The organism is Telluria sp. Soil_C_11 (assembly GCF_057657395.1).
Window position 1 is genome coordinate 1 of record NZ_JBDGIN010000071.1, and the last position, 227, is coordinate 227.

2 tRNA genes are annotated in these 227 nt (G+C 59.9%); both read left to right on the top strand.

Going from position 1 to position 227, the window contains the following annotated elements:
• Positions 1-5: 5 nt before the first annotated feature.
• A tRNA-Leu gene (locus AC3A6M_RS24925) sits at positions 6-90 on the top strand.
• Positions 91-132: 42 nt separating this feature from the next.
• Positions 133-217: transfer RNA gene (locus AC3A6M_RS24930), tRNA-Leu, on the top strand.
• The last annotated feature ends 10 nt before the right edge of the window (positions 218-227 follow it).

A 227-nucleotide genomic window follows, 5' to 3' on the forward strand; every position in this document is an offset into this window, starting at 1 on the left:
GATATGCCCACGTGGCGGAATTGGTAGACGCGCATGGTTCAGGTCCATGTGCCGCGAGGTGTGGGGGTTCGAGTCCCTCCGTGGGCACCAAAAGCTACCCTGGTTGTAAAGGCAGTACCTGTTGTTCGATATGCCCACGTGGCGGAATTGGTAGACGCGCATGGTTCAGGTCCATGTGCCGCGAGGTGTGGGGGTTCGAGTCCCTCCGTGGGCACCAAATGCTACCC